This window comes from Niallia sp. 03133 (assembly GCF_052663225.1).
The window spans coordinates 51,235-73,217 of record NZ_JBQTCY010000017.1 but is presented as its reverse complement, the minus strand read 5'-3'; the positions used below and the strand labels follow the sequence as shown (position 1 = coordinate 73,217).

17 protein-coding genes, 5 pseudogenes and 1 riboswitch are annotated in these 21,983 nt (G+C 35.4%); of the genes and pseudogenes, 16 read left to right on the top strand and 6 right to left on the bottom strand.

Going from position 1 to position 21,983, the window contains the following annotated elements:
- Window positions 1-32: 32 nt before the first annotated feature.
- The 3 genes and pseudogenes from tnpB (at window position 33) to ACTYBU_RS20280 (ending at window position 2,576) form a co-directional block, all read left to right on the top strand.
- Window positions 33-1,208: pseudogene (gene tnpB, locus ACTYBU_RS20290) on the top strand (IS200/IS605 family element RNA-guided endonuclease TnpB).
- Between the two features lie 256 nt (window positions 1,209-1,464).
- Window positions 1,465-1,779 (top strand): pyrimidine/purine nucleoside phosphorylase, encoded by a 315-nt coding sequence (gene ppnP, locus ACTYBU_RS20285; protein ID WP_445492564.1) that lies wholly within the window; start codon window positions 1,465-1,467, stop codon window positions 1,777-1,779.
- A 40-nt stretch (window positions 1,780-1,819) separates the two neighbouring features.
- Window positions 1,820-2,576 (top strand): annotated as a pseudogene (locus ACTYBU_RS20280) (LamB/YcsF family protein).
- A gap of 201 nt (window positions 2,577-2,777) precedes the next feature.
- Here ACTYBU_RS20280 and ACTYBU_RS20275 read toward each other — a convergent pair.
- Window positions 2,778-3,617, bottom strand: coding sequence for a PucR family transcriptional regulator (locus ACTYBU_RS20275; RefSeq protein WP_445492562.1), 840 nt, complete (start codon window positions 3,615-3,617; stop codon window positions 2,778-2,780).
- 261 nt (window positions 3,618-3,878) lie between these two features.
- Here ACTYBU_RS20275 and ACTYBU_RS20270 point away from each other — a divergent pair.
- Window positions 3,879-4,037, top strand: a pseudogene (locus ACTYBU_RS20270) (heterodisulfide reductase-related iron-sulfur binding cluster); the annotation flags it as partial.
- Window positions 4,038-4,265: 228 nt separating this feature from the next.
- Here ACTYBU_RS20270 and ACTYBU_RS20265 read toward each other — a convergent pair.
- Complete coding sequence (locus ACTYBU_RS20265; protein WP_445492561.1) at window positions 4,266-4,910, bottom strand: YczE/YyaS/YitT family protein; 645 nt, start codon at window positions 4,908-4,910, stop codon at window positions 4,266-4,268.
- Window positions 4,911-5,027: 117 nt separating this feature from the next.
- On the opposite strand from ACTYBU_RS20265, the gene ACTYBU_RS20260 reads away from it, so the two are divergent.
- From ACTYBU_RS20260 to ppsA, 6 genes are all read left to right on the top strand, one after another.
- Entirely contained in the window at window positions 5,028-5,480 is a 453-nt protein-coding gene (locus ACTYBU_RS20260) for a MarR family winged helix-turn-helix transcriptional regulator (protein WP_445492559.1), read from the top strand.
- 23 nt (window positions 5,481-5,503) lie between these two features.
- Window positions 5,504-6,022, top strand: coding sequence for a GNAT family N-acetyltransferase (locus ACTYBU_RS20255; protein WP_445492557.1), 519 nt, complete (start codon window positions 5,504-5,506; stop codon window positions 6,020-6,022).
- A gap of 527 nt (window positions 6,023-6,549) precedes the next feature.
- Window positions 6,550-7,257 (top strand): DNA alkylation repair protein, encoded by a 708-nt coding sequence (locus ACTYBU_RS20250; protein ID WP_445492599.1) that lies wholly within the window; start codon window positions 6,550-6,552, stop codon window positions 7,255-7,257.
- Entirely contained in the window at window positions 7,244-7,369 is a 126-nt protein-coding gene (locus ACTYBU_RS20245) for a hypothetical protein (protein WP_445492555.1), read from the top strand. Before ACTYBU_RS20250 ends, ACTYBU_RS20245 begins: the two co-directional genes overlap by 14 nt.
- A gap of 149 nt (window positions 7,370-7,518) precedes the next feature.
- Window positions 7,519-7,812 (top strand): RNA polymerase alpha subunit C-terminal domain-containing protein, encoded by a 294-nt coding sequence (locus ACTYBU_RS20240; RefSeq protein ID WP_445492553.1) that lies wholly within the window; start codon window positions 7,519-7,521, stop codon window positions 7,810-7,812.
- A gap of 560 nt (window positions 7,813-8,372) precedes the next feature.
- Entirely contained in the window at window positions 8,373-10,988 is a 2,616-nt protein-coding gene (gene ppsA, locus ACTYBU_RS20235) for a phosphoenolpyruvate synthase (RefSeq protein WP_445492552.1), read from the top strand.
- Window positions 10,989-11,474: 486 nt separating this feature from the next.
- Here the strand turns inward: ppsA and dapA are convergent, their stop codons facing one another.
- Entirely contained in the window at window positions 11,475-12,362 is an 888-nt protein-coding gene (dapA, locus tag ACTYBU_RS20230) for a 4-hydroxy-tetrahydrodipicolinate synthase (protein WP_445492550.1), read from the bottom strand.
- 127 nt (window positions 12,363-12,489) lie between these two features.
- Window positions 12,490-12,668, bottom strand: a riboswitch (Lysine riboswitch).
- Between the two features lie 135 nt (window positions 12,669-12,803).
- Window positions 12,804-13,385 (bottom strand): TetR/AcrR family transcriptional regulator, encoded by a 582-nt coding sequence (locus ACTYBU_RS20225; RefSeq protein ID WP_445492548.1) that lies wholly within the window; start codon window positions 13,383-13,385, stop codon window positions 12,804-12,806.
- A gap of 224 nt (window positions 13,386-13,609) precedes the next feature.
- Between ACTYBU_RS20225 and ACTYBU_RS20220 the strand changes: the two genes are divergently transcribed.
- Window positions 13,610-14,794: an MFS transporter gene (locus tag ACTYBU_RS20220; RefSeq protein ID WP_445492547.1), complete on the top strand. Its 1,185-nt coding sequence runs from the start codon at window positions 13,610-13,612 to the stop codon at window positions 14,792-14,794.
- A gap of 188 nt (window positions 14,795-14,982) precedes the next feature.
- Here ACTYBU_RS20220 and ACTYBU_RS20215 read toward each other — a convergent pair.
- Window positions 14,983-15,564: pseudogene (locus ACTYBU_RS20215) on the bottom strand (ATP-binding protein); the annotation flags it as partial.
- Between the two features lie 79 nt (window positions 15,565-15,643).
- Here ACTYBU_RS20215 and ACTYBU_RS20210 point away from each other — a divergent pair.
- Both ACTYBU_RS20210 and ACTYBU_RS20205 read left to right on the top strand, forming a co-directional pair.
- Complete coding sequence (locus tag ACTYBU_RS20210; protein ID WP_445492545.1) at window positions 15,644-15,766, top strand: hypothetical protein; 123 nt, start codon at window positions 15,644-15,646, stop codon at window positions 15,764-15,766.
- Between the two features lie 85 nt (window positions 15,767-15,851).
- Window positions 15,852-16,880: pseudogene (locus tag ACTYBU_RS20205) on the top strand (branched-chain amino acid aminotransferase); the annotation flags it as partial.
- Window positions 16,881-17,303: 423 nt separating this feature from the next.
- Here the strand turns inward: ACTYBU_RS20205 and ACTYBU_RS20200 are convergent.
- The gene (locus tag ACTYBU_RS20200; RefSeq protein ID WP_445492544.1) at window positions 17,304-17,780 is read right to left on the bottom strand and encodes an Lrp/AsnC family transcriptional regulator; all 477 of its coding nucleotides are present in this window, start codon (window positions 17,778-17,780) and stop codon (window positions 17,304-17,306) included.
- Between the two features lie 293 nt (window positions 17,781-18,073).
- Between ACTYBU_RS20200 and ACTYBU_RS20195 the strand changes: the two genes are divergently transcribed.
- From ACTYBU_RS20195 to ACTYBU_RS20185, 3 genes are all read left to right on the top strand, one after another.
- Window positions 18,074-19,261, top strand: a complete 1,188-nt coding sequence (locus tag ACTYBU_RS20195) for an aminotransferase-like domain-containing protein (RefSeq protein WP_445492542.1) — start codon at window positions 18,074-18,076, stop codon at window positions 19,259-19,261.
- A gap of 297 nt (window positions 19,262-19,558) precedes the next feature.
- On the top strand, window positions 19,559-20,755 hold the full coding sequence (locus tag ACTYBU_RS20190; protein WP_445492540.1) for an MFS transporter: 1,197 nt from the start codon (window positions 19,559-19,561) through the stop codon (window positions 20,753-20,755).
- A 344-nt stretch (window positions 20,756-21,099) separates the two neighbouring features.
- Window positions 21,100-21,978, top strand: a complete 879-nt coding sequence (locus ACTYBU_RS20185; protein ID WP_445492539.1) for a radical SAM/SPASM domain-containing protein — start codon at window positions 21,100-21,102, stop codon at window positions 21,976-21,978.
- Window positions 21,979-21,983 lie beyond the last annotated feature (5 nt).

The following is a 21,983-nucleotide window of genomic DNA, read 5'->3' as shown; positions in this document are numbered from 1 at the left end:
GAACAAATGTTCTTAGTGGGGAGGGGATAATCATGCTAGTTAAAAAAGCCTATAAATTTCGCTTGTACCCAAATAAAAAACAGATAGAACTCATGAACAAAACCATTGGCTGTTCCAGATTTGTGTTTAACTTTTTTCTGAGGAAGCAAAAAGAACAAGATGCTTATTGGAATGTTTGCGAAGAAATGGTACAACATGGTCAGCTTCCGATCAATCATTGGAAAGGCAAGTATTTAAACAAATACAAAACAGTGAAATCACTTCCTACGCTAAAGAAGCATTACTCTTTTTTGAAGGAAGTAGATAGTATTGCTTTGCAAAAATCAGTGGAAAACTTAGCTGATTCTTATGATCGTTTTTACAAAAAGCAAAATAAACAGCCAAGATTTAAGACGAAGAAGAATCTTGTTCAGTCTTACACGACAAAGTATACGAATGGGAATATTGAGGTTGTAGAAAAGAAAATAAAGCTACCGAAACTTGGTTTTGTTTGTTTTGCGAAAAGTCGTGAAGTCAAAAGGCGAATCTTGAGTGCTACCGTTAGACGAAATCCATCTGGTAAATACTTTGTGTCCATCACTACCGAAATAGAAATAACAGAATTACCCAAAACAAACGCGGCTGTCGGTGTCGACGTTGGCTTAAAAGATTTTGCTATTCTATCTGACGGAACACGCTACTCCAATCCGAAGTTCTTCCGTTCCATAGAAGAAAAGTTAGTGAAAGCACAGCGAATCATGAGTAGACGAACCATTGGCGGTGCGAATTGGTATAAGGCTAAAAAGAAAGTTGCCTGTTTTCATGAAAAAATAGCAAACAGAAGAAAAGATTACCTAGACAAAATTTCCACCGAAATAGTCAAAAATCACGATATCATCGGGATGGAAAATTTGTCGGTATGGAATATGTTGAAAAATCATCACCTAGCGAAAGCTATCAGTGAAGGATCATGGGCACAATTCAAAAAAATGATCGAATACAAGGTAAGATGGTACGGGAAACAAGCGGTGACCGTTTCCAAGCACTTCCCTTCCAGTCAACGGTTTTCTTGTTGTGGCTATCAAAACAAAAAGGTGTAAAATCTCGGACTGCGTGAATGGAAATGTCCAGCATGCCATACTCCCCATGATCGTGATGGGAACGCAAGCATCAATATCAAAAACGAAGCGATAAGACTTTTAACCGCAGGAACTGCGGGGATCGCCTAATCAATAACTAGTGGATACACTGGTGTTCTTAGGAATCTCCCGCTTCAATCAAACCGTAAGGATGATAAGCGGTGAGTAGTTCAAGTGTTCTGATGAAGCTACATATGTAAGCGGTCAAACATTAATGGTTGACGGAGCAGCAATTAATAAAATTGCTCGTCCATTAATGTTCGATTAAAATATATAGAGGGAGCAGGTGGAGATGAAATCTCCACCTAGTTCTTTAAATATAAGTTAAACAAGGGAAGTGTCTTAGTTGAATCAATTTGAAAATGTTACACTTGTAAAAAAAGCAAATATCTACTTTGAGGGAAAAGTTACGAGCAGAGCCATTATTTTTCCTGATCAAACAAAGAAAACACTTGGCATTATGATGCCTGGTGAGTATGAATTTTCTACTACTAGTAAAGAAGAAATGGACATTGTTTCAGGGAAATTATCATATAAGCTGCAAGGCGAAGATTGGAAAGAAATTAATGGAAACGGCGTTTTCTATGTACCTAGTAATGAAAGTTTCCAATTAATTGTTCATGAAGTTGTAGATTATTGCTGTTCTTATCTAGAAGAATAGATTCTTTGTTTTTCTGTTAATAGAATGAAGAAATGAAGATATGGGGTTATTAGAGGTTCAAATGCATTCAATGATCGATTTAAATGCTGACTTAGGGGAAGGTTTTGGCAAGTATACAATGGCAGATGATGACAGTTTATTGGAAATTGTAAGTTCTGCTAATATTGCATGCGGTTTTCACGCTGGAGATCCTCGAACGATGGCTAAAGCGGTAAAACAAGCAAGGTTTTCCTGATTTAAACGGCTTTGGCAGAAGAGATATGAATCTCTCATCTTGGGAAATTACAACAGATATTCTTTATCAGCTTGGAGCACTTAATGTATTTGTGAAAATGCATGGTGAAAAGATACAGCATGTAGCTCCTCATGGTCGGTTAGGAAATCTGGCAGTAGTTAATCGAAAGTATGCTGAAGCTATTGCGGATGCAGTTGAAAAATTCGATCCTTCTCTTTATATTGTTACACAGCCAGGAGAATTAGCTAATATTGCTAAAGAGAAAGGGTTGAAGGTAGTAATCCATATATTGGCAGATCGTGCTTATTTAGAAAATGGAACATTGGTGCCTCGTATGGAACCAAATGCAGTCATTCATGACCCTGAAATTGTTGTTGAACGATGTGTGAAAATGATTTCATCTGGAAAAGTAGAGACGATATCTGGAAAAGAAATTAGTGTAGAAGCACATACACTATGTTTGCATGGGGATACACTAGGATCAGTAGAGTTAGCAAAAAGAATAAAAAAGGCTTTAGTAGATGCGGGAGTGGAAATACGGAAACTAGAGGAATGGCTATAGTCAATCCTCTTTTTTGTAATGTTAGATTTGTGCGATGATGCTGAGATCCTAAAAGTTATATGCAATAAAGATGATTATCATTATGTGAAAATGATAACAAAAAACGCGAATTGAGTATATTTACATTCTATTCGCGTTTTTTAAATCCCAAATTACTCTCTTAATCCCATAGGATGAAGAGAAGGCAATCAAGTAAAGTAATTATTTAGCCTTGGAACCAACAGGCTGGAATGTCTGTTTTTCTTGTATTCTATTTTTAATCGCTATATAGAGAAGAATGCAATGTTCAAAATTCGCTATATTTAATGAGGTTAATTCTTTTATTTTTTCAAGGCGGTAGATCAAAGAATTGCGGTGTATAAATAAGTTTCGAGCGGTTTCACTTAAATTCATATTACTTTTGCAATAAACCATAAAAGTAGAAGCTAATGTTTCAAAGTTGTAGTGGTTAATGAAAGGAGTTACATTTTTATTAAGCTGTGTTAATAAAGTGGATGGTAATTCATTTGTTAATATTTCTAAAGTTATATCCCAGCTGTTGTAATAGTATATTTTTGGGTGTATCTCTGTCTTCTTCCCAGCCTGTAAAGTTCTTATTGCATTATCGTAGGAATCTTTCATTCCGCCTCTGTTAGGGTTGCCGATTGCAATGACTGCGGATATACTATATTTTCTTTCTAAAAATTGATTCACTTTGTTAATATTGTAGTCGATTCTTTTTATAAATGATTGATCAATTTCTTTGGAATCTGTTGCAAGAAATATAGAAAATTGCTCTAGATTTGCTTGTCCAATAAGATCTTCATTATGTTCAACAAAGTGAAACTTGATGCTTTCTAGTAATTCTTGATGAAGCTGATGCAAGGATATTTTATTGGTGCTGGTATTAAGTATGTTAGTGGATAAGGCATCAATTTCAATAATAATACAAGCTCTTTCTATCTCTAAATTATATCCCATCATTTTTCCATAATCTGTTATTCGTTCTATATTGTCATTTTTGCTGTCAAATTGAAAGATATATTGAATGTGAAAGGGCATCCAAATAGCCGTAAAATCGACTTATAGTTAGGAGTACCTCAAGAAGATTGATATCAGTTTAGAGAATGGGCTGTAAGCCTAATTCAAACGATTGATTTTACCCGTTCGAGAATGAAGTTAAACAATGGGAATACAATAACGATGATTTTACGTGATTATTTTAAAGAGCTAATTAAAAAAAAGACGCTTTCCCCTGAAAATAACCTTATTAGCTTATTAATAAAGGAGGAGCAGCAAAGAAAAAAATGAATCAAAGAACAACATGATTCTTACTATATTGGCCGATACAAGGACATCTATGATCTGCCAAGAAAAATTTTAAATTCTGCCTTAGGTGTCAATATATTAGAAATGGAACGAAATAAGCAAGATGCTATGTGTTGTGGAGCTGGCGGTGGAATGATGTGGCTGGAAGAAACGTAAGGAAAGCGAACTTCAGAGGTAAGTGAACTTTTATCATATGCCACTTCCAAAGAGAAAATTTTCCAATCATATGAGAAATACATTAAATTTTTAGACCATGCATTAGTTAAGTCGATTTTCCTTTACTACTTACAAAGTCGTTCATCCTCTTTTACCGGGTAATGAGCACCGCAAAAAACGGAGAGTGACGAAGAGAGCGAACATTTTGCGGGCAGCCTGAGCATTCTATATTGAATGCTTTTTATTCTTATTATAATTTAATAATGTACTAGAGTGTGTTAATATGCGGTCTAATACTTTTTCAGTAAGTGGCATAAAGTAATTAAGTATTAGTCCACCTAAACAAACGGTTAATAAAGTTCCAACGCCAATGGGTCCATTTAATATCATTGCCATTATCAAGAATACGAGGTAAATGAGTGTTCTTGAAAAAAATATATTGGTTCTAGTTAATTCTTGTATAATTAATGTTAATCGGTCAACTGGAATCGGTGCAAAATTTGTGGGTAAATATGTTGCAGTTCCTAATCCTATAACAACTAAGCCAATTCCAAAACAAACAACTTTGCTGTACCATAGTTCAGGTGTTATTAAATTGTGCAATAAAAAAAGCCAAATATCAATACCAATACCCGTTATAAATGCTGTTAACAAACCCAAAACTTCAGGTCTTTGTCTTTTTAAAAATGAATTACAACCTATCAATATGAAAGCTATTATTATTTCCCAACTTCCCACAGTAAGCCCCACATTTATGGACAGTCCTACCAAAAGTGCATCAAAAGGTGAAGTTCCAAGATCTGATTGTATAGTGAAAGAAATACCAAGGGTTAATAGTAAAATTCCTAATACATAAAAAACATATTTCACTTTACTCGACCTCTTTATCATTATTTTTTTTGTTGCAAACGCAACAAAATTAAGTTAAATTTAATATATACCATTTTTATTGCATTTACAACAAAAATATGTGCTAAGGAGTTAATGATGAAGGAAATTCTTCGTGAAATTGGAATGATAGCAAGGGCATTAGATTCTATAAGTAATATTGAATTTAAAGAATATGACCTTACAAAAGGACAGTATTTGTACCTTGTGCGAATATGTGAAAATCCAGGAATCATTCAAGAAAAGTTAGCTGAGATGATAAAAGTAGATCGAACAACAGCCGCGCGTGCTATAAAAAAACTTGAAATGAATGGCTTTATTGAAAAGAAAGGAGATAAACATAACAAAAAAATTAAAAAACTCTTTCCAACAGAGAAAGGGAAAAATGTTTATCCTTTTATAAAAAGAGAAAATGATTATTCCAATATCGTTGCATTAGATGGATTTTCCGAAAGAGAAGTAGAAACCATCTTCAATCTTCTTCAAAGAGTAAGAAAAAATATAGAAAAAGACTGGGAATTTGTAAAAAAGGGAAACAAGAGAAATTATTGATTATAGAGGAGCGACCTATTTAAATGACTATAATTATAAAAAAGTGTACCCTTGAAGATTCACGCAAACTTCAAGAAATTAGTTATGAAACGTTTAATGAGACATTTAAGCATCAGAATTCACCCGAAAATATGAGTGGCTATTTGGAAAGGGCATTTAACTTAAAACAATTAGAAAAAGAATTATCCAATATTTCTTCACAATTCTTTTTTGTTTATTTTAATAATGAAGTCGCTGGATATTTAAAGGTCAATACCAATGATGCTCAGTCCGAAGAAATGGGTGATGAATCACTTGAAATCGAGAGGATTTATATAAAGAACAAATTTCAAAAAAATGGGCTTGGTAAATATCTGCTAAATAAAGCTATGGAAATTGCGATGGAACGAAATAAAAAGAAAATCTGGCTAGGCGTATGGGAAAAAAATGAAAATGCTATTGCTTTTTATAAGAAATTGGGGTTTGTTCAAACTGGAGCCCACTCTTTTTATATGGGGGATGAAGAACAAACGGACTTTATAATGACCAAAACACTCCTATAACTTTTTTTGAAAGATGGTAAATAGGTGACTTTTATGGAGATTATGGCATTAATAATATTTATTATTACTGGATTGTCAATTGATTCAAATCTAAGAAAAACAGTTAAACAAAATGAAAGAATTATTGAATTGTTAGAAAAAAGTAACTTAAAATAATATCATTCTTCAATTAAAGGGCACCATTCTTAAGGAGAGGCACTCATTTTGCATGTTAGGGCAGGTTTGTTGAAGATGGAAATGTTGAAAAGAGGTAGTAATAATTTAGGATGACCTTTCTGTTTCCTGGATCAGATACAGAACAAAGAGTCGTTCAGGTTAATGAAAATTCAAAAACCTTAAGAAGTCTAATTAGGTTTAGGTTTAATTGTACCAAGAGTGCACAGGGAAAATGTATTTGATCTAACTTCTCTGGAATGGCAAGCTACTTTTGATCTTTTGCATCAATTTAAAGCATTGCTTAATAAAGAATATAAGCTAGATGCTTACAATGAAGTGGGTATGATTATAAAGGAAGGAAGTGCAAAATGATGGATTTCGAAATGGTTATGCAGGAACTGGAAGCGCTCGGTAAGGAACGAATCAAAAAGACTTACATAAGCAATGGTGCACACGAGCCGCTTTTTGGCGTGGCTACAGGAAAAATGAAGCCACTCGCAAAGAAAATCAAGAAAAATCATCCTTTGGCCGAGCAACTTTACGCCTCCGGGAACTACGATGCCATGTATTTTGCCGGTATCATTACGGACCCAATGACAATGACTGAGGTGGATTTTGAGCGTTGGATGGATGCGGCGTATTTTTATATGCTGTCCGATTATGTGGTTGCAGTAACTTTGGCAGAAACCGATTTTGCGCAAGCTGTTGCCGATAAATGGATTACAAGCGGTGAAGAACTAAGAATGTCGGCAGGCTGGAGCTGTTACTGCTGGCTTTTGGGGAATCGCCCGGACAGCGAATTTAGTGCAAGCAAGATTGCCAGTATGCTTGATCAGGTAGAAAATACGGTTCACGATTCTCCAGATCGAACAAAATCCGCTATGAATAATTTTATTTCTACAGTCGGGATTTCATATTTGACGCTCCATGATAAGGCGGTTGAAACTGCAAAGGCAGTAGGACCAGTCGAAATCAGGCGGGATAAGAAAAAAAGCAGTATTCTGCTTGCTTCCGAAAATATCCAAAAGGAAATAGATAGAGGGAGGCTTGGTTTCAAACGCAAATATGTCAGATGTTAGCATCGTTTGTAGTGTAACTACACTAACGGGAACGAGAGCTCAATACATCATTATCATTACAAGGCTGCTGACAAGTAAGGATCGGTGGCTATTCAGCAATCGAACGCTTTAGTTACATAACTTCAGGAACGGGGCGAATACGTATCCGATAATGCTTAGCGTGATATAAGGAGGATGTTATTACTACTTAAAAAGTTATCCATTGAAAAATTGTCAGGAGTTAGAAAGCTAAAAAATTCTTGAGAAAAGGAGACATTAATAATGACAACTTCAAAGAAAAATTTAAGGACTTGCAACAAAGGACACAAATACTATAAAAGTAGCGACTGTCCGACCTGCCCAATTTGTGAGCAAAAACGCAAACCTGACAATGGATTTCTTTTATTACTATCAGCACCAGCAAGACGAGCATTGGAAAACAACGGAATAACTTCTTTGCAACAGCTTTCAAAATTTAGTGAAAAAGAGATTTTGCAATTTCACGGTATGGGACCAGCTTCTTTACCTAAACTTAGGAATGCTTTGCAGACAAATGGGTTATCATTCAAAAATTAAACACCAAGAATGATTAAACTTACAGGATTGCATTTTATGACTACTGGAGCATAATTATATTCGATTTTTCCTCAAGTAAAGGGAGCTTTAATGGAGTAACGAAAAAAACCCAATTTCTTAATATTAATACTAAGAAATTGGGTTTTTTAATATAGGAATTTCTTAACGTTGTAAATCCGTATTTTCCTGACGCTACACTAAATGATTGATATTTGGATATCATTTTTGTGAGTCATTTGTCTTGTAAAATGGGTTTTTTCTTCCGTTGAATTTGCAACAATTAAGGTCGTATAAATACATTGATAAAAATGAGAAACTGTGGTAAATTTATATAGATGTACTAATGTTATATTTTTTTTATAAGTATTCCCTATTTTAATTATACATCATAAAATCCTTTTTAGTCAACCCCTATTTTTATTTTTTAAAAGGAGTGTTTGATATGAACATGGAACTTCGCTAGGAGCAAGAACGAGTGGACAGCGTAATTGGTCAATCAGATGAACAATTTTTGTCATATGATTCGTCTTGGTATTGAACGATAAATGGGAGGGAAAGAAATGAAACCATATGTACTAGAGTTTCGGGAGATTGATAAAACGCAACTTTTGCTCGTCGGAGGAAAAGGGTTGAATTTAGGGGAACTATCGAAGATTCATAGAATACAAGTGCCAGAAGGATTTTGTGTTACGACAGAAGCTTATCAAAAACCCCTCGAACAAAACGAAGCCTTCCACGCATTGTTGGATCAACTAAAACTGCTAAAAGTAGAGGATCGAGATCAAATTGGTGAAATCAGCAGGAAGATTAGGAAAATCATTATGGAAGTAGAGATTCCTTCCGATGTTGTGAAAGCTGTTGCTCACTATCTCTCCCAGTTTGGCGAGGAACTTGGCTTTGCAGTTCGTTCAAGTGCAACTGCTGAAGATTTACCACATGCCTCTTTTGCCGGTCAACAAGACACCTATTTAAATATCATCGGAAAAGAAGCCATTTTGCGGCACATCAGCAAATGTTGGGCTTCCCTATTTTCGGATCGCGCGGTAATCTACCGTATGCAAAATGGATTTGACCACAGTCAAGTTTATTTATCTGTTATCGTTCAAAGGATGGTTTTCCCACATGCTTCAGGGATTTTATTTACCGCTGATCCCATTACTTGTAACCGAAAGATACTATCAATCGATGCAAGTTTTGGACTTGGAGAAGCATTGGTCTCTGGCTTGGTCTCTGCCGATAACTATAAAGTGCAAGAAGAGAAAATCGTCAATAAGAGGATAGCAACCAAAAAATTGGCTATCTATGCACTAAAAGATGGCGGAACAGAGACACAACAAATCGATCCGGATCAGCAAAAGAATCAAACACTTACTGAACAACAAATTTTACAATTGGCACACATCGGAAGGCAGATCGAAGCTTACTTTGGCTGCCCACAAGATATCGAATGGTGTTTGGTTGATGATACATTTTATATTGTCCAGAGTCGACCAATTACTACTTTATATCCCATTCCTGAAGCAAATGATCAGGAGAATCACGTGTATGTATCTGTTGGTCACCAACAAATGATGACCGATCCCATGAAACCACTGGGATTGTCTTTTTTCCTGTTAACGACTAATGCACCCATGCGTAAAGCTGGTGGAAGGTTGTTTGTTGATGTCACACATATGCTGGCTTCACCTGACAGCAGAAAAATGTTATTAGATGGCATGGGACAACACGATCCGCTCATGAAAGACGCACTTATGACCCTATTAGAGCGAGGAGATTTCATAAAATCTTTACCAAATGATAAAAAAGAACAGAGTTCCGGTAAAAGCAATAAAAGGGTGTCGTCTACGGATTCTAAGGCACAAATCGAAAACGACCCGACAATCGTTGCTGATTTGATTAAGAGTAGTCAAACATCGATAGAAGAGTTAAAACAAAACATCCAAACGAAATTAGGATCGGATTTATTTGATTTTATTCTGGAAGATATCCAGATATTAAAGAAGATTTTATTTGACCCACAAAGTTCAGATGTGTTTATGGCTGCTATGGATGCTTCATCTTGGATCAATGAAAAAATGAACAAATGGTTAGGTGAAAAAAACGTAGCAGACACGCTTTCTCAATCTGTACCAAACAATATTACTTCGGAAATGGGTCTGGCGTTATTGGATGTCGCAGATGTGATTCGTCCTTATCCAGAAGTAATTGATTATTTACAACATGTAAAAGATGATAACTTTTTGGATGAACTGGTTAAGTTTGAAGGTGGACAAAAAATCCGAGACGCTATCAATGCTTATCTCAGCAAATACGGAATGCGATGTACCGGAGAAATCGATATTACCAAAACTCGTTGGAGCGAGAAACCAACTACACTTGCCCCCATAATTCTTAGTAATATCAAAAACTTTGAGCCTAATGCTAGCAATCGGAAATTTGAGCAAGGGCGGCGTGCTGCTTTGAAAAAAGAACAAGAGTTATTAGATCGCTTGAAGCAATTACCAAATGGTGAACAAAAAGCCAAAGAAACAAAACGAATGATCGACCTAATCCGGAATTTCAGCGGGTTTAGGGAATATCCAAAATACGGCATGATTAATCGCTACTTCGTTTATAAGCAGGCTTTACTGAAAGAAGCCGAACAACTCGTACAAGCGGGCGTTATTCATGAAAAAGAAGATATATACTATCTCACTTTTGAAGAACTTTGCGAAGTCGTACGCACAAATAAACTAGATTACCAGATTATCAGCAAACGAAAAGACGAGTACAAATTATATGAAAAACTAACTCCACCACGTGTTATCACGTCTGATGGTGAAACACTCTCAGGTGAGTACAAACGAGAAAATCTCCCAGCCGAAGCTATTGTAGGTCTACCTGTTTCTTCCGGAGTTATAGAGGGACGCGCTCGTGTCATCTTAAACATGGAAGATGCTGATTTAGAAGATGGAGATATATTAGTCACCTCCTTTACTGACCCTAGCTGGACACCGTTGTTTGTATCCATAAAAGGCCTAGTCACAGAAGTTGGTGGACTGATGACCCATGGAGCAGTTATCGCACGTGAATATGGCTTGCCAGCAATTGTCGGAGTGGAAAATGCTACGAAGCTGATCAAGGATGGACAAAGGATCAGGGTGAATGGATCAGAAGGGTATATAGAAATACTATAATTCATTACTTTTAAATCAAAAAAGAAGAGAAATCGAATTAGGAGAATCATTGACATCATGGTGTTTTGCGGTCTATGGTAAGAACCCCGCCACTAGGACATATAAGGGGGCAGTAACTGAAGATCGATATTAATGTCTGTTAAGATTATCTTGAAATCGAGTCTTCTGTTAAAGGGCGCATTTCTGTATTATGAAATACGCCCTTCTATATGAATTGGACCATATTCTTGAAAAAGAAGAGCGTGAATGTGAATAGTAATTTTTAAGAAGAAATTTGAGAGAAATACTTCTGTTATAAATTTCGAATATTAGATAAAATGTGATCCTCGCTCTAGTACTAGGATTGAAAGAGATGTCATAGTAAATCATTTCAAATAAAGGTACGGATTGTGCCTTGGACAGATATCGATATCTTGCCTTGTTGAATCGATTGAATGCGCGGTTTTAATTTAAAGAGAGGAAAACCTCTCTCTTAATCTATTTGTTTCAACAAGTAACGTTAATGCTACTTGTTGGCAAAGTTTTTTCAAGCTCGATTTGCTCTTCATTGCTTAAAGGAACCAGCGGCAAGCGAACCCCACCAACATGTATTCCATTTAGATTTAATGCAGCTTTTACCGGTACAGGGCTTGGTGCAGTAAATAATGCTCTCATCATTGGGAGAAGATTTCGATGTATAGAAGCAGCGTTTTGAACATCGCCATTTTTAAAGGAATCAATCATTTCTTGCATCTCATTGCCAATAATATGAGATGCAACTGAAACAACTCCTGCTCCTCCGATAGATAAAACTGGTATTGTTAATCCATCATCCCCACTATACAGCGTAAAATCACTAGGTGTTTTGCTGATGATTTCTGCCATCGCATCCAAGTTGCCGCTTGCTTCCTTAATTGACACAATATTAGGAATCGCTGAAAGACGAACAATCGTTTCGACAGAAATGTTCACTACGCTACGTCCTGGGATGTTATAAAGCATGACTGGCAAAGAAGTTGATTCAGCTATCGCTTTAAAGTGTTGGTACAATCCTTCTTGAGACGGTTTATTATAGTATGGAGCAACTAGCAAGATGCCATCTACTCCTGTTTCCTCAGCAAGTTTCGTTAAGCTAATCGAAGCTTTCGTGTTATTTGAGCCAGTTCCAGCGATGACTGGAACTCTTCCATTAGCAGCCTTTACGACACATTTAAATAATTCGATCTTCTCTTCGGTGGTTAATGTTGGAGACTCTCCAGTTGTACCAGCGACAACTAAAGCATCTGTTCCATTTGCAATTAAATAGTCAACCAATTTTTTCGTTGCTAGAAAATCAATTTCATCATTATGATCAAACGGAGTAACCATTGCTGTTAATACTTGGCCAAAATTCATAAACCTACACACCCTTTTTAAAATTTTTTAATTAGAGGGGATAGGGCCATTTTTTTAGGAACGCAAAAAGCAGCAACGAGGGAATCGCTGCTGCAGTAGAAACAATATAAATAAAAATCGTTCCAGTGCACAAGATAGCCCTCCATATAGTTTCCTATATGACAGTTCTGTATTTATTCAACAGCAGAACCAGCTTCAAGAACATGAGATCCTTTCCACTTCGGCAAATACCCCTTTCCACAATTGTCATTGGATCTCATTCTCCTCAGATTGTGTACTTATGATCTTTGCGCCTCTATCCTCACTTCAAAAAATATTGAAATAAGAAAATATTTAGTTGGTTGTAATATAGCAAGAAATTGGTTCACATGCAAGGATTATTTATATATATTTTTATGATTTAAAGCCTTTATTAATAGAAACTTGATTTTGGTGAATTTTCTAAAAGTTTAGTTTGATTCCTTCAAATACATAGTTTATCAAGTTCCTTACAAAAATCTCATCAAGTACTTCTCCAGTTATCAATAATCTATAGAATACAGGTCCCCAAATTAAATCAATCGTTAGCTCTATATTCAGGTCTTTTCTTAAATCTCCTCTTGAAATTCCACGTTCTAAAATTTGTTTTGAAATACTTCGGCGAGGCTTAAAATACGCTTGACGATAGATATCAGCTAGCTTTGAATCAAATTGTCCTTCTGCTATTATTTCCGCAATTACATTTCCCTTTTTGCTTATTAGAAATTGTACAAAATTATTAACTTGAATGAACATATCTTCAATAGTTGACCCTGTATTAGGTATTGGGAGCTTGTCACTAGTAGCATTTAAGAAGCTATCTATTACAACAGCAGCTTTATTGGGCCACCATTTATAAATAGTAGCTTTGCTAACTCCAGCTTTTTCAGCAATCTTTTCAACGGTTATTGCTTTAAAGCCATTTTCAATTAATAGATCATATGAAGCAGTAAGAATATCTGTTTTTGTTTTTTCACTGCGAGGACGCCCTAATTTTTTATCCATGATAAACAACCTCCTTCTATTATTATAAATTAAATTTTAAAACTATACGTATATTATATATTAAAAAAAATACACTTTACAATACTGAACGTATAGTTTATTATATATTTTATAAACTATACGTTCAGTATTTGTTTGTGAAAATCGATGAATAAATTGTAAAGAAGCCGGAAAGAGAAGAAAAAACATTGACTAATTTTATTTTTTAAAGGGAGTGAAGTATGATGGAAAGCTTAAATAACGATTTTATGGAAAAGAAAGCTGTATTGAATAATGTATTGATTTTGGCTATGGCTATAGCTTGTGGACTTACTGTTGCAAATTTATATTATATACAGCCCTTGCTGGCAGAGATAGCAAAGACATTTCATGTCAGTGAAATTAGTGTAGGTGCTGCTGCTATGCTTACACAAATAGGATATGCAGTTGGAATGATATTTATATTGCCACTTGGGGACATAAGAGAAAGAAGAAATTTAATAACTGTAGTGTTTTTATTTTCAATACTCTCGCTTACAAGTATGTTCTTTTCTCAAAATATATGGATGCTGATGATTTCTTCTTTTGCAGTTGGATTTACTTCCATTATTCCTCAGCTTCTTATCCCTTTGGCAGCTCAGCTATCAGATCCAAAGGAGAGAGGACGAATAATTGGCACTGTAATGAGTGGTTTATTAATTGGTATATTAGTGTCACGTACATTTAGCGGTATTGTGGGTGAATACTTAGGATGGAGAATCGTATATATTATTGCGGCAATGATGATGATCATTCTTATGATAGCTTTAAGAAAATTAATACCAGTAAGCAAACCTGTTTCTAACATGAAATATATGGAGTTATTAAAATCAATGATACAATTAATTAAAACCGAATCGGTTTTAAGAGAAGCTTCTATTAATGGAGCCCTGATGTTTGCGGCTTTCAGTGCATTTTGGACAGCACTTATATTTTTACTTGAAAGCTCTCATTACAACATGGGCTCTCAGGCAGCAGGCTTATTTGGATTAGTTGGAATCATTGGTGCTTTAGCTGCTCCATTGGTTGGAAGAATGGCTGACAAGAAAGGTCCTAGGTTTGTTATAGGAATAAGTGTAATGGTTGTAATAATATCTTATCTATTCTTCCTTCTGTTTGGATTTACAGTATTGGGGTTGATTTTAGGAGTTATCTTGCTTGACTTAGGAGTTCAATCCAGTAATATTTCCAACCAAACCAAAGTACATTCTTTAAATGAAGAAATGCGCAACAGAATTAATACTGTATATATGGTAAGCTTTTTTCTAGGAGGAGCATTAGGTTCTTTTCTAGGATCTTATAGTTACGCACACTTTGGATGGTATGGGGTTTGTAGTTTTGGAATAGCAACTCAAATTATCGCGGTTATTATCCATAAAACTGCAAAATAATTTTATCAGAAGGTTATGAGAAGGATAAAAAGGGATTTCAATAACTTATGAGGTTTTAATCTATGTTTTTAAACTCCTTCAGCCCTTAATAATATAGTTGATCAAGGTTACATTTTTCTAATATTTATGGCTCAAAAAGCCTTAGAATAAAAAAAGATTTAATCATTCTAAGGCTTTTAATAGCAAGCTTATTCTATTTTAAAATGCTCTAAAAATTTAGTATTAAAATCCCCGCTTACGTATGTGTCATCATTAAGAACTTGAAGATGAAATGGAATGGTTGTATGGATGCCTTCGATAATAAATTCACTTAGTGCTCTTTTCATTCGGTCTATGGCTTCATTTCTTGTTTTTCCATAGGTGATTACTTTTGCAATCATTCAGTCATAATAGGGAGGAATTGTATACCCCTGATAAGCTGCCGAATTTACTCTTACTCCATATCCGCCTGGAGGAAGGTATTTTTTAATTTTTCCAGCTGATGGCATAAAGTTTTTCTTTGGATTCTCGGTATTAATCCTGCACTCAATGGACCAGCCATTAAGGGATATCATGTCTTGTGATATTTTTAAAGGTTCCCCTGATGCGATATAGATTTGTTCTTTTATTAAATCAACATCTGCAACCATTTCTGTAACTGGGTGTTCTACTTGAATACGTGTGTTCATTTCCATGAAATAAAATGTATTCTCTGTATAATCATAAATAAACTCTATTGTACCAGCACCTGAATAATTTACAGCTTTTGCTGCACGAACTGCTGCCTCGCCTCTAGAAAAAGAATATGTATTTGCTCAAGGAGGAGGCAGCAGGCTGGCAGAGGAAATGAATGTGCCGCTTTTAGGCCAATTGCCTATAGTTCAACCTTATTGGGATGAAGAAAATTTCGCTCCTTCTATTTATCAAGAAGATCACGTGGCAGGCATTAAATATAAGGAGATAGTAGAAAAAATAATAAAAGAACTAGATTAATAGGTTGAGAAATTATCTTAAAATTGCAACAATTAATCAACTGAATGTATGTTAAAATTAACCAAAAAGAGAAAGGGAGTTTTGGCAAATGGAAAAGACAAGCGTTGACTGGGAAAACCTTGGATTTGCTTATAGAAAAACAAATCAGCGATATGTTTCTAATTTTAAAGACGGAAAATGGGATGAAGGCATCTTAACAGAGGATAGCAATATTGTAATCAATGAATGTGCTGGTGTTCTTCAGTATGCTCAGACATGTTTTGAAGGGATGAAAGCATATACCACGGAAGATGGAAAAATTGTTATTTTTCGACCGGAACTAAATGCACAGCGATTGGAATATTCTGCAAATAGACTACATATGGCTCCATTTCCAAAAGATAGATTTGTTGATGCTGTTGTACAGACAGTAAAAGCTAACGCTGAATATGTACCGCCTTATGGCTCTGGAGCTTCATTATATATACGTCCTTATCTATTTGGAACCAATCCAACCATTGGAGTTAAACCAGCTGAAGAATTCCAGTTTAGAATATTTACTACACCGGTTGGTCCTTATTTTAAGGGAGGTGCAAAGCCAATTACCATTTGTGTTAGTGATTTTGACCGAGCTGCCCCACATGGCACTGGAAATGCTAAGTTAGGACTGAACTATGCCATGAGTCTTCATGCTCTTATTACAGCACATGAAAATGGATTTGATGAAAATATGTATTTGGATTCTGCAACGAGAACGAAAGTAGAAGAAACAGGCGGCGCCAATTTCATATTTGTTACAAAGGACAACAAAGTGGTTACACCTAAGTCAGAAACAATTCTTCCTTCTATTACCCGCCGCTCACTGATGGTAATTGCGAAAGAATATCTTGGGCTTGAAGTAGAGGAAAGAGAAATATACTTTGAGGAAGTGAAAGATTTTGCAGAATGTGGTTTGTGTGGAACAGCAGCTGTTATTTCACCAGTCGGGAAAATAAACGACCATGGGAACGAAATATGCTTCCCAAGCGGCATGTCAGAAATGGGACCTATTTTGAAAAAGTTATATGATACACTTACTGGAATCCAGGTGGGACGCATTAAAGCACCTGAAGATTGGATAAAAGTGATTGAATAGTCAATACAGGCTGTCGACAAACACTCGCTTTCTTCGTTGTTCGCTTGCTCAGATGCTCATTACTGGGTAACAGAGGATGAATGACTAACTACGCCACGTCCTGTGGCAACGTCGTTCTGACCAACATCCTGTTGCCCGCCGCTCCTCCCAAGGCTTCACGCTGTGATGCGACAAACGTTTTCGATCAGCCTGAAGTTACTGCAAAAATGGGTTTGTCTACAATCTGAAAGGTGAATAATTTTTAGTAGCTTTTATACTTTGGATGATGGACAAAGGAGTCTGTCATCCATTTTTTTGCTAAATAAAATGAAAATATTTCACTCGACGCAATAATAGTTCCCTGTATATCTTCTATTTTAAAAACTTTCACCTAGATACTTGTTAATTAATACAAGGGGAATTGGAACCCAACCAACGGATATTTTATTTGCAAATTGGTAAAACTGTTGAATTTTTTATCTCTCTGAGAGCTAAACTTGTTTGAATTCTTGTGATGCCGAGTTTATATAATTTTCTAGTGAATATCTCTAAGTCACTTCGATTTTTGTTTACAATTTTTAAGAGATAATCAAATTCACCTGTTATACAATGACATTCCAATATCTCGGGCATAGACTCTAATGACTTTTCTAAGATTTCAAATTTCTCTTCTTGGTGTATATTTACGCTAATAAAAATGAAGCATGATAAATCAAAACCTAGATTTTGTTGGTTTAAAATAGCCACTTTCTTTTTGATAAAGCCTTCTTTTTCTAAACGTTTTACTCTTGAATGTATAGCTGGTGGAGACAAGTTGACATGCTTTGCAAGCTCTATATTACTTAATTGTGCTTGTTTTTGTAGTAAATCTAAAATTTGAATATCAATATTATCTAAAGTCTTGCTTACAATAGATTCCATGTATATCACTCCAATTAAAATTATTCAAAAAATAGCGTCCTTTTAAGAATAGAAATGAATTTAATTTTGTTTAATGATCGTAATTATTTATTTTATTTCAATTTTTAATGATTATAACGAATAATATATATCAACGTCAAACGTGATGTTAAAATAATTAAGTGGGTAATATTAAACTTCAAATGGTTGTGGTTCTAATGTGAAAAAGACTAATTTCAAATATAGTTTATTTAACATTACTAAACTTAAAACTATTTTTTTATTATTTATATTATTAATTGGAGGTAATACAAATGATCTTTAAATATGCCAGCCGTATTGAGAATGTAAAACCATCAGCAATTAGAGAGCTACTTACATTAGGTTCTCAACCTGATATTATTTCTTTTGGCGGGGGATATCCTGCTCCAGAATTATTCCCTATTGATAAACTTAATGCGGTGTTCTTGGATGTTATGAAAGAGAATGGAACAAAAGCTCTTCAATATTCGACATCCGAAGGTCTTCTATCATTGAGAGAAAAACTTGTTCAACGTATGGTGAATACAGGAATTTCTTGTGAATTAGATAATTTATTCATTGTTCAAGGCGGTCAGCAAGGATTAGATTTAGTTGCAAAATTGTTTATTAATAAAGGCGATATCGTTGTGACAGAAAATCCAACATTCTTGGGAGCTCTTATTGCTTTTAACCCTTATGAACCGGAATACAAAACAGTGCCAATGGATGAGGATGGTATGGACATGGATGCGTTAGAAGAAATATTGAAAGCTAACTCAAAAGTTAAATTTATTTATACCGTTCCTGAATTCCAAAATCCAACTGGTGTGACCATGAGTTTAGAACGACGCAAACGTTTAGTGGAATTAGCTAATAAATATAATGTCATGATACTAGAAGATAGTCCATATAGAGAGATTCGTTTTGAAGGCGAAGCTATTTTACCGATTAAAAGCTTTGATACAGAAGGACGTGTTATTCATCTAGGAAGCTTCTCGAAAATTCTCTGTCCTGGTGTGCGTTTAGGTTGGGTTGTAGCGGAAAAAGAAATTGCTTCTAAATTATGCCTGCTGAAATTGGCTGCAGATACTCAAAATAGTACGCTTAATATGTATCTGGCAGATAAATTTATGGAAAAGTATGATATTGATGAACATGTTCAATCCATTCGAGTGCTTTATAAAGAGAAAAAAGAAACCATGATTCAAGCTATTCAAGAATATCTTCCTTCATCAGTATCCTATACAAACCCTGAAGGTGGACTTTTCATCTGGATGACCTTCCCTAAGTACATGGATGCTGCAGTATTAATGCGTGATAGACTTGTTCCAGAGGCAAAAGTAGCCTATGTACCTGGTGCACCATTCTTCCCAGTGAAAGAAGAAATAAATCATTGCAGGATTAGTTATTCGAGTATGCCTAAAGAAAAGATAGTAAAAGGCATTGCCTCTTTAGGAAGAATCCTAAAGGAATATTGCTAGGTTAACCTTTAAAAAGCGGTTCAATAACGTATTGTTATGTTTAAATAAAATATTTCAAAAATAGGCTGTTTTCGTATAGATTGTTACTTTTAAATGTGCAGCCTGAATACACTTCGTCCGTTTAGCGAGCGTCGAGCCTCCTCTTCGCATACGCTTATGTGGGGTCTCGTCTTTCTCGCATTCCCACATGAGTCTACGTGTATTCAGTCTGCTGAGTACTTCTTCTCCCATTTATTTACGTAAAAAACAACAATCTTTGAGAAAACAGCAAAAAAATAAAAGAAAGACCGGTGTACAATGTCAGAAGTTCAATATTCTATTATTCAAGCGCAGAAATCAAAGCAGAAGTCTCTAATTTATATTCGATTACAAAATTTCTTTTTTTGGGCAAGTAATTGTATTATCTTATCCTATTTACCTCTTTATTTTCATGAAAATGGCTTAAACACAAAGGAAATTGGGTTTGTATTGGCCATTGGTCCACTGGTTTCCATTTTTGCTCAGCCTTTTTGGGGGATAGTTGCTGATCGTATAAATTCCATCAGACGAACGATTCTATTGTTGGCATCATGCAGTACGGTGTTATGTATAGGAGTGTTTATGGCAAATGGTTTTTATTCAATCTTTTTCTTAATGGCTCTACTTATGTTTTTCTTTACATCTATTATGCCATTGAATGATTCTATGAACGTTAAATTAAGTGTTTATCATAAGGTGAGTTATAGCACGATAAGGGCATGGGGATCCATTGGTTTTGCGGTTGCATCTTTGGGGTTAGGCTATCTGCTTATCATCATCGACCTATCCCAATTGATTTATGTGTATGTCGTCTTAATGGCACTCATTTTTTTCTCCGTCCATCGTACATTTGAACCGATGCAAAAAGGAAATAAATTTGAACTAAAAGATATTCATGCTTTACTTCATAATGGTAAATTCCTTCTATTTTTAGTTTTCGTTCTCATTATTTCCATTCCGCATCAGTTAAATCTAAACTTGCTAACCATCTACCTTTCAACATTGGGTGCATCAAAGCAGATCATTGGACTTGCTTGGATGACAGCAGCTGCGTTGGAGGGGTTTGTGTTTTTAATGTTTGGTAAAATATTAGATCGTTACAAACCACTTCCGTTATTGGTGGTTGCATCATGTTTATATTCACTAAGATGGTTATCCTATTTCTTTATGCCGGTTCCTGAAATTATTGCTATTTTGCAAATTTTTCAAGCAATTACCTTTACTCTTTTTCTTTCTGCTTCCGTTCGGTATATAGCTGATCTTATTCCTCCTAAATTGAGGGCAACAGGACAGGGATTGTTTTCAGCGGTATTCGTAGGAATTGCAGGTGTAATTGGAAATATGGTTGGTGGATGGGCAATGTATGTCTATGGTGGACCTACCGTATATAAATGGGCAGCTGTTATGTCTTTACTAGGTGGAATCTATGTTTTTCTGTATATGTTATATGTTAAGTCATCTAAGAAGACTTCATAATTTTCATGTAAAGTATTTTGTTATCGATGGTACAATTGCCTCAGGCTGTTGAAAAACGTTCGCTCTCTTCGTCACTCCCCGTTTTCTTCGGTGCTCATTACTCAAAAACGGTAACTCCGCTCCTCGAAAAGGGTTGTTCCTTGATAGACAAACGTTTTCAATCAGCCTGAAATTTTGCACCCTTCCTTTTTCGACACTCTGAGGCAAAAGACAATTGCCTTAGAAAATAAACATCAGTTTCCTTAAATAAGCATGTTTCCATTTATGAAAAATTATGCTGTAATAAGGGATAGAACAAAATGTTAATCCTGTTCTAAGTAGTGAGAGAATTGAGGGATTTGTGGTTGAAAAAGTTTAAGAAGTTTTACTTAGAGATTACTAGTGTATGTAATCTCGCATGCAGCTTCTGTCCGCCGACAGAACGACAAAAGCAATTTATTTCTGTGGAGGATTTTTCTAAGAGATTAGACCAAATTAAACCACATACAGACTATATTTATTTACACGTTAAGGGTGAGCCGCTGCTCCATCCTAAAATAGACCAATTGTTGGACTTAAGTCATGAAAAAGGGTTTAAAGTTAATATTACATCCAATGGAACATTAATTAATAAAAAAAGGCACAAATTATTAAATAAACCGGCATTAAGACAGATGAATTTTTCCCTTCACAGCTTTGATGGCCATGCTGGCTCTACTGATAAGGAAGGATATGTGAGGAGTATACTTTCCTTTATTAAAGAAGCAACGAGCCAATCAGAAATGATTGTTTCACTGAGGCTATGGAATCTCACACAAGATAATATGACGAATCTCGAAAGACAACGAAACAGACAATTGTTGGAAATTATTGAAAAAGAATTTGATTTAGACTACAAAATTGAAGAAAAGGTCACACCAGGAAGCGGCGTGAAAATTGCCGAACGCATCTTCATCAATCAAGATTACGAGTTTCAATGGCCTGCGCTGCATGAAGAAGAGGATGATGGGAAAGGCTTCTGTTATGGTCTTCGAAATCAAGCAGGTATACTAGCAAACGGAACCGTTATCCCCTGTTGCTTAGATGGAGAGGGGATAATCAACCTTGGAAATATTAATGATGTCTCCTTTTCTGATATTATCGAAGGAGATAGAGCAAAAAACATTGTAGAAGGATTTTCACGAAGAGTGGCAGTGGAAGAACTATGCAGGAAGTGCGGATATCGCAAAAGGTTTGGAAAATAGATGCG